Below are 7,071 nucleotides of genomic sequence, written 5' to 3' on the forward strand. Positions count from 1 at the left end.
TTGAGGAGAAGCTTTTTACCAGGTACGACATTTATACTGCTGACGAATGCTTCCTCACCGGTACTGCGGCGGAGGTCATCCCGGCGGTTAAACTGGACGGGCGGATTATTGGCGACGGCCGTCCCGGGCAAATAACCCGTGAGTTGATCCATGCTTACCGGGAACTGACCAGGGTTGACGGTCCGGTCATCTTCCAGGAGGATTAGCGTAGCATGAACTGCACCGGGCTGGTGTCCGGTCAGTTCCGGCTTTCCGATTTTCGACGACTGACGACTGAATAAGGAGGGCTTGACCGTGCGCAGCGATGCCATAAAAAAGGGATTGGAAAAGGCCCCGCACCGTTCCCTTTTAAAGGCTCTGGGTTTCGTGGACCAGGAACTTGAGCGGCCCATGATCGGGGTGGTGAATTCCTTCAATGAAATAGTGCCGGGGCACATTCATTTAAATGAGATCACCGCCGCGGTCAAGGCCGGTGTGCGAATGGCCGGCGGCACGCCGGTGGAGTTTCCCTGCATTGCGGTTTGCGACGGCATTGCCATGAACCACAGCGGTATGAAATATTCCCTGGCCAGCCGCGAGTTGATTGCCGATTCAATAGAGGTAATGGTCCAGGCCCACCAGTTTGACGGCCTGGTCCTGGTTACTGCCTGCGACAAGATCGTGCCTGGCATGCTCATGGCTGCTGCCCGCCTGGACATTCCAGCCATAGTGGTCAGCGGTGGCCCCATGCTGGCCGGCCGTTACCAGGGCCGGGATCTGTCCTTGAGCAACATGTTCGAGGCCGTGGGGGCCGTGCGGGCGGGCCGGATGACCGAAGAGGAACTGGCCGTGATGGAGGAGGAGGCCTGTCCGGGCTGCGGTTCCTGCGCCGGCATGTTCACAGCCAATTCGATGAACTGCCTGACCGAGGCCATCGGCATGGCCCTGCCGGGTAACGGCACGATACCGGCCGTCTCTGCGGCCAGACGCCGGCTGGCCAAGTTAACGGGCATGCGGGCCGTGGAATTGGTGAAAGAGGATGTGCGGCCATCAAGCATCCTCACGGCCAGGGCCTTTGAAAACGCCCTGGCGGTGGATATGGCTCTGGGCTGTTCCACCAACACGGTGCTCCACCTGCCGGCCATTGCCCGGGAGGCCGGCGTGGAAATCAGCCTGGATAAGATCAATGAAATCAGCGCTCGCACGCCGAATTTATGCAGGCTCAGCCCCATGGGGCCTTACTTCATACAGGACCTCCATGAGGCAGGGGGCATCCGGGCGGTAATGGCTCAGCTGGCTAGAAAAGACCTGCTTCACCTGGATTTGCCCACGGTTTCCGGGCGAACCGTTGGCGAACTGATCCGGGACTGTCGGGTGAGCCGTCCGGAGGTAATCCGGGACATTGAGAACCCGTACAGCTCTACCGGCGGCCTGGCCATCCTGCGGGGGAACCTGGCACCCGGCGGGGCGGTGGTGAAGAAGGCCGGCGTGGCTCCGGAGATGATGGTGCACCGCGGGCCGGCGAGGGTCTTCGATTCTGAGGAGGAGGCCCTTGACGCCATCCTGGGTGGCAGGATAAACAGGGGCGATGTGATCGTTATCCGGTATGAAGGCCCCCGGGGCGGTCCCGGTATGCGGGAAATGCTGGCACCGACGGCCGCGGTGGCCGGTATGGGACTCGACAAGGATGTGGCCCTTTTGACCGACGGGCGTTTTTCCGGCGCCACACGTGGTGCCTCGATCGGCCATATTTCTCCCGAGGCGGCTGCGGGCGGTCCCCTGGCCGTAGTGAGGGACGGGGATATGATCGTCATTGATATTCCCAATTATCGCCTGGACGTAGAACTCAGCCCGGAAGAAATCCAGGACCGGCTGGCCCGGTGGACTCCTCCTGCCCCCCGGGTGACCGGAGGTTACCTGGCCCGCTATGCCCGGCAGGTGGGTTCGGCCAGTACGGGAGCAGTTTTTGAATAGATGTTTTTGAATAGATGTTGGAGGTGAGGGGGCATGAAAAAGTCCGGGGCCCAGATCCTGGTCGACAGTCTGCGGGAACAGGGAGTGGATACCATCTTCGGTTATCCCGGAGGTGCGGTGTTGCCCATCTATGATGCCCTCTACGATGCAGATATCCGGCACATTTTAACCAGGCACGAACAGGGTGCCGCCCATGCTGCGGACGGTTATGCCCGGGCTTCCGGCAGGCCGGGGGTGTGCCTGGCCACTTCCGGCCCCGGAGCCACCAACCTGGTTACGGGCATTGCCAACGCTTACATGGATTCCATACCGCTGGTAGCTTTCACCGGGCAGGTGGTCACCTCCCAGCTGGGGAAGGATTCCTTCCAGGAAGCAGATATTACGGGGATCACCCTGCCCATTACCAAGCACAATTACCTGGTGAAAGACGTGCGGGAGCTGGCCCGCGTCATCAAAGAGGCTTTTTACATCGCCACTACGGGCAGACCCGGCCCGGTGCTGGTGGATATACCCAAAGACGTCTCCAGTGCCCAGACCGAATATGAAGATCCCGGGCCGGTGAACCTGCCCGGCTATCACCCGGTGCTCGAGCCGCCGGCGGAACAGCTCAACCGGGCGGCGGAGGCCATAGCCCGCGCCGAGCGGCCGGTCATTTACGCCGGCGGTGGTGTGGTTTACTCCGGTGCCCACCGGGAGCTGCGCCGTTTTGCCGAGCTGATCCTGGCCCCGGTTGCCACCACGCTGATGGGCCTGGGGGGCTTTCCCGGGGACCATCCCCTTTCCCTGGGCATGCTGGGCATGCACGGCAGCAAGTACGCTAACTTTGCTGTCTGCGAGTGCGATTTGTTGATTGCCGTGGGTGTCAGGTTTGACGACCGGGTCACCGGTAAACTGGAGAGTTTTGCTTCCCAGGCCAGGATCATGCACATTGACATTGACCCGGCGGAAATAGGGAAGAATGTACGGGTAGATATTCCCCTGGTGGGGGATGTCAAGCGGGTGCTTTCCGCCCTTATTGAGCGTCTTGAAGCCAAGTTGCCGGGTGCCTGGCAGGAGAAGATCAAGACCTGGAAAAAGGAATATCCCATTACCTACGAAGAAAACGGCCACCTCAAACCCCAGCAGGTCATCCGGGAGATTTACCGGGTAACCAAAGGCCAGGCCAGGATTACGACTGAGGTGGGCCAGCACCAGATGTGGGCGGCCCATTATTATACTTATACCCGTCCCCGGACTTTCATCTCTTCCGGCGGTCTGGGCACCATGGGTTTTGGGTTGCCCGCAGCCATCGGCGTGCAGGTGGCCTGCCCCGATGAGATTGTCTTTGACATAGCCGGCGACGGCAGCATCCAGATGAACATCCAGGAGCTGGCCACGGCGGTCAACTATGACCTGCCGGTAAAGGTGGCCATCATGGATAACGGGTATCTGGGGATGGTCCGCCAGTGGCAGGAGCTGTTTTACAACCGGCGCTATTCCTACAGTGAGCTGGTCAACCCCGACTTTGTCAAGCTGGCCGAGGCCTATGGTGCTGTAGGCATGCGGGTGGAGAAAGCCGCCGACGTCAGGCCCGCCCTGGAACAGGCTCTGGCTACCTCCAGGCCGGTGCTCATCGACTTCGTCATTGAACGGGAAGAAAATGTTCTTCCCTTTGTGCCCCCGGGCGAGTCTCTGGACCGCATGTTGGGCTAGACCACAATGGTTTTTCCGTGTGCAGGGGAGGTGGTATGATGCGACATACCCTGGCGGTGCTGGTGGAAAACAACCCCGGAGTCCTGGCCCGGGTGGCCGGCCTGTTCAGCAGGCGGGGGTACAACATCGATAGCCTGGCGGTGGGTCGTACCGACAACCCGGCCATTTCCCGCATGACGATTGTAGTAGAGGGAGACGACCGGGTGCTGGAGCAGGTGACCAAACAGCTCCACAAGCTGATTGACGTGATCAAGATCAGCGATATTACCGCCGACGAATACGTGGACCGGGAACTCATACTCATCAAAGTGAGTGCCGAACCGGAAAAACGGGGAGAAATAATGCAGATTGCCGATATATTCCGCGCCCGCATTGTAGATCTGGGACGGCGGACCATGATCCTGGAATGCACGGGCAATGAGGGCAAAATCACGGCCTTTGAGGAATCCCTCAGGCCTTATGGAATCAAGGAACTGGTTCGTACCGGTAAAATTGCCATGCTGCGGGGTTCCCGCTATACCAATATCAATAACAATGGTACACGGGAGGATGATTAAAAATGGTGAAAGTTTATTATGATAACGACGCCGACCTGGGTGTATTGCAGGGGAAGACGATTGCCGTTCTCGGTTACGGCAGCCAGGGACACGCCCAGGCGCAAAACCTCCGGGACAGCGGGTTGAACGTGATCATTGGCCTGCATGAAGCCAGCCGGAGCCGGGAGAAGGCTAAGGCCGACGGTTTTGAGGTATACACGCCTCGAGAAGCCGCTGCCCGGGCCGATATCGTCCAGATGCTGGTGCCCGATGAGGTGCAACCTCACCTGTACAGGGAGGAAGTCGCCCCCCACATGAAGGCGGGTAAGACCCTCATGTTCTCCCACGGTTTCAACATCCACTACGGGCAGATTGTGCCCCCCGGGGAAGTGGATGTCATTATGGTGGCTCCCAAAGGCCCGGGGCACATCGTGCGCCGCATGTATGCGGAAGGCAAGGGAGTTCCCTGCCTGATGGCCGTGCACCAGGATGCCAGTGGCCGGGCCCGGGAAATGGCCCTGGCCTACGCCAGGGGTATCGGCGGCACCCGTGCCGGTGTTTTCGAGACCACTTTCAGGGAAGAAACGGAAACTGACCTTTTTGGCGAGCAGGCCGTGCTGTGCGGTGGGGTCAGCGAATTGATCAAGGCCGGCTTCGACACCCTGGTGGAGGCCGGATATGCTCCGGAAATGGCTTACTTTGAGTGCCTGCACGAACTGAAGCTGATTGTGGACCTCATCTACGAAGGCGGGCTGAGCTGGATGCGTTACTCCATCAGTAATACTGCCGAGTACGGGGATTATATGGTCGGCAAGCGCATCATAACGGAAGAAACCCGCAGGGAAATGAAACGGGTACTGCAGGAGGTCCAGAGCGGCCAGTTTGCCAAACAGTGGATTCTGGAAAACCAGGCCAACCGGCCCATGTTCAACGCTATGCGCCGCCGGGAGTCGGAGCACCTCATTGAAAAGGTGGGGGCTGAACTTCGTAAGATGATGCCCTGGTTGCAGAAGCGCTAAAGACCGGGTTTAAGGGCGGGGCCCGCAGGCGGCCCCCCCCCCGGTAACTCCCGGAAAAAGGCTGGATAAGGGGGGAGTTGCCTTGAAGATTACCGCTGCCCAGGCCCTCGTCCGCTGCCTGGAGCTGGAGAAGGTGGATTTTGTTTTCGGATATCCGGGGGGTGCCATGCTTCCCGTATACGATGCCCTGTATCATTCCTCAATCAAGCATATACTGGTCCGCCACGAACAGGGGGCCGTGCATGCAGCCGACGGCTACGCCCGGGCTACCGGCCGGGTGGGGGTATGTATGGCCACCTCCGGCCCGGGAGCTACGAACCTGGTAACCGGGATAGCCAATGCCTACATGGACTCGGTCCCTCTGGTGGTTTTTACCGGTCAGGTGCCTACCAGCCAGGTCGGCACTGACGCCTTCCAGGAAGTGGATATCACGGGGATTACCATTCCCATTACCAAGCATAATTACCTGGTAAAAGACCCGTCATCCCTGCCCCAGATCATCAAGAACGCTTTTCATATCGCTTCTACCGGCCGGCCCGGGCCGGTGCTTATAGACCTGCCCAAGGATGTGGCCGGGGAGCTGATTGATTTTCACTACCCTGAAACGGTGAAGCTGCGGGGGTATAAACCCACCTACCTGGGACACCGCAAAAAAATAAATCAGGCGGCGGAATTGATCAACCAATCGCAGCGCCCGGTGATTTACGCTGGCGGCGGCATTCTCAATTCCGGGGCCAGCGAAGAGCTGTTGGAGCTGGCCGAGTTAATTTCCGCCCCTGTTACCAATACCTTTATGGGTCTTTCCAGTTTCCCGGGGGATCACCCACTGTTCTTAGGTATGCTCGGCCTGCACGGGACCCGCTACGCCAACCTTGCCGTGACGGAGTGCGACCTGCTTATTGCGCTGGGGGCTAGGTTTGACGACCGGGTGACGGGCAAGCTGGCTGCTTTTGCCCCCAGGGCATCGGTTATACACGTTGACATCGACCCGGCTGAAATTGGCAAGAACGTGCCTGTGCACGTACCCATCGTGGGAGATGTGAAGCTGGTACTGCAGGCCCTCCTGCCCCTGCTCAAGAAAATCGACCGTTCACCATGGTTGGCCCGCGTTCAGGAACTCCGGGAGCTTTACCCTTTGCGCTACAGCCGGGAAGGCGGCCTGAAGCCCCAGTACATCATTGAAGAATTGTACCGCCACACCGGAGGTCACGCCACCATTGCCACCGATGTGGGCCAGCACCAGATGTGGGTGGCCCAGTACTATCGGTTCAAACACCCGCGCAGCCTGATATCCTCTGGTGGTTTGGGTACCATGGGTTTTGGCCTGCCCGCCGCCGTTGGCGCCCAACTGGGGCTCCCGGACCGGCATGTTATCCTGGTCACCGGGGACGGCAGTTTCCAGATGACCATGCAGGAGCTCGCAACGGTACGGGAGCAGGAGCTGCCCATAAAAATATTCATGATCAACAACCGGACCCTGGGCATGGTGCGCCAGCTCCAGGAATATTACTGCGAGGGCCGTTACATGGCCGTGGACTTCAAGTTCCATCCCGATTTCCTCACCCTGGCCAGGGCCTATGGTATCAAGGGCTACAGTATTGAAACAGAAGAAGAGGCGCAAAAGGTCATCCCCGAGGTACTGAACGAACCCGGTCCAGTGCTGGTTAATTGCCTGGTAAGTCCACAGGAAAAGGTTTTGCCCATGGTTCCCAGCGGACGTGGAATTGACGAAACCTTTGAATGTTGATTCCACTTTGATTAAGGAGGGCTTTTATGACCCGGCGTGTGTATATATTTGATACTACTTTGAGGGATGGGGAGCAATCCCCGGGGGTAAGCCTGAACGTGGTGGAGAAACTGCAGATCGCCAG

At 59.0% G+C, this 7,071-nt stretch carries 6 protein-coding genes and 1 pseudogene; all 7 read left to right on the top strand.

Going from position 1 to position 7,071, the window contains the following annotated elements:
- Nucleotides 1-206: pseudogene (locus ACPLUI_RS05965) on the top strand (branched-chain-amino-acid transaminase); the annotation flags it as partial.
- 88 nt (nucleotides 207-294) lie between these two features.
- Nucleotides 295-1,953 (top strand): dihydroxy-acid dehydratase, encoded by a 1,659-nt coding sequence (gene ilvD, locus ACPLUI_RS05970; protein ID WP_424659362.1) that lies wholly within the window; start codon nucleotides 295-297, stop codon nucleotides 1,951-1,953.
- A 33-nt stretch (nucleotides 1,954-1,986) separates the two neighbouring features.
- The gene (gene ilvB, locus ACPLUI_RS05975) at nucleotides 1,987-3,645 is read left to right on the top strand and encodes a biosynthetic-type acetolactate synthase large subunit (RefSeq protein WP_424659363.1); all 1,659 of its coding nucleotides are present in this window, start codon (nucleotides 1,987-1,989) and stop codon (nucleotides 3,643-3,645) included.
- A 38-nt stretch (nucleotides 3,646-3,683) separates the two neighbouring features.
- Complete coding sequence (ilvN, locus tag ACPLUI_RS05980; RefSeq protein ID WP_424659370.1) at nucleotides 3,684-4,202, top strand: acetolactate synthase small subunit; 519 nt, start codon at nucleotides 3,684-3,686, stop codon at nucleotides 4,200-4,202.
- A gap of 2 nt (nucleotides 4,203-4,204) precedes the next feature.
- The gene (gene ilvC, locus ACPLUI_RS05985; RefSeq protein WP_424659364.1) at nucleotides 4,205-5,200 is read left to right on the top strand and encodes a ketol-acid reductoisomerase; all 996 of its coding nucleotides are present in this window, start codon (nucleotides 4,205-4,207) and stop codon (nucleotides 5,198-5,200) included.
- An 82-nt stretch (nucleotides 5,201-5,282) separates the two neighbouring features.
- Nucleotides 5,283-6,947 (top strand): biosynthetic-type acetolactate synthase large subunit, encoded by a 1,665-nt coding sequence (gene ilvB, locus ACPLUI_RS05990; protein WP_424659365.1) that lies wholly within the window; start codon nucleotides 5,283-5,285, stop codon nucleotides 6,945-6,947.
- Between the two features lie 26 nt (nucleotides 6,948-6,973).
- Nucleotides 6,974-7,071 (top strand): hypothetical protein (locus tag ACPLUI_RS05995; RefSeq protein WP_424659371.1); only part of this gene is annotated, 98 nt, incomplete at its 3' end.

The sequence above is a fragment of the Desulfofundulus sp. genome, from assembly GCF_049701015.1.
Lineage (GTDB): Bacteria > Bacillota > Desulfotomaculia > Desulfotomaculales > Desulfovirgulaceae > Desulfofundulus.

Excerpts from the sequence above, each read along its gene's own strand:
- ilvB (WP_424659363.1), top strand. The coding sequence starts at position 1,987 with ATGAAAAAGTCCGGGGCCCAGATCCTGGTCGACAGTCTGCGGGAACAG.
- ilvN (WP_424659370.1), top strand. The coding sequence starts at position 3,684 with ATGCGACATACCCTGGCGGTGCTGGTGGAAAACAACCCCGGAGTCCTG.
- ilvC (WP_424659364.1), top strand. The coding sequence starts at position 4,205 with ATGGTGAAAGTTTATTATGATAACGACGCCGACCTGGGTGTATTGCAG.